Origin of the sequence: Phormidesmis priestleyi ULC007 (assembly GCF_003003695.1) — a bacterium.
GTDB classification, from domain to species: Bacteria; Cyanobacteriota; Cyanobacteriia; order Leptolyngbyales; family Leptolyngbyaceae; genus Phormidesmis_A; species Phormidesmis_A priestleyi_A.
The window spans coordinates 1-901 of the sequence record NZ_PVWG01000136.1 but is presented as its reverse complement, the minus strand read 5'-3'; the positions used below and the strand labels follow the sequence as shown (position 1 = coordinate 901).

Annotated in this window: 1 pseudogene; it reads left to right on the top strand. The window is 51.7% G+C overall.

Features of this window, described 5'->3' with window-relative positions:
• Positions 1-890 (top strand): annotated as a pseudogene (locus C7B65_RS27035) (IS630 family transposase); the annotation flags it as partial.
• Between the last annotated feature and the right edge of the window lie 11 nt (positions 891-901).

Below are 901 nucleotides of genomic sequence, written 5' to 3'. Positions count from 1 at the left end.
TACAAGCAAGGGCAGCAGCCAAGAGTGCAGCGTTTAGACGGGGAAAAAGAAGCCCATTTGATTGCCCTAACTTGCTCGGATGCCCCGACGGGACGAGTCCGATGGACGTTGCGGTTATTAGCCGAGCGGATGGTGGAATTGGGACACGTCGAGCAGATCTCTCATGAAACGATTCGCAAAACGCTAAAAAAAACCAACTCAAGCCTTGGTTGAAGGAGTGCTGGGTGATTGCCCCCGAAGCCAATGCCGAATTTGTGGCAGCCATGGAAGATGTTTTGGAAGTTTATCACCGTCCTGATGACCCCAACTATCCGGTGGTCTGTTTTGATGAAAGCAGCAAGCAGCAGGTGAAAGAAACTCGGATTCCAATAGCGATGGAGCTAGGGCAACCGGAACGCTATGACTGCGAGTATGAGCGCAATGGGGTCAGCAATCTATTCGTGGTCTTTGAACCCTTAGCCGCTCGGCGGCAGGTTGCCGTCACAGACCAGCGCACCGCACTCGATTATGCAGCCCAAATGCAGCAACTCGTCGATGTTCATGATCCAGATGCTCTGAAGATTGTAGTCGTGCAAGACCAACTCAATACTCATCGAGCCGCCTCACTATACAAGGCATTCCCCCCTGCCGAAGCGCGGCGAATCTTAGACAAACTCGAATTTCACTTTACGCCCCAGCATGGCAGTTGGTTAAACATGGCAGAGATTGAACTGAGTGTCTTAGCCCGTCAATGTTTAGATCGTCGCATTCCAGACCAGCCACCCTTACAGCAAGAAGTCGCGGCTTGGCAACAGTCAAGAAAGGCTCAGAACCACACGGTCGATTGGCGATTTACCACCGCAGATGCTCGCGTCAAACTGAAGCGGCTTTATCCCTCAATTCAACCTTGACTCTCTACTAG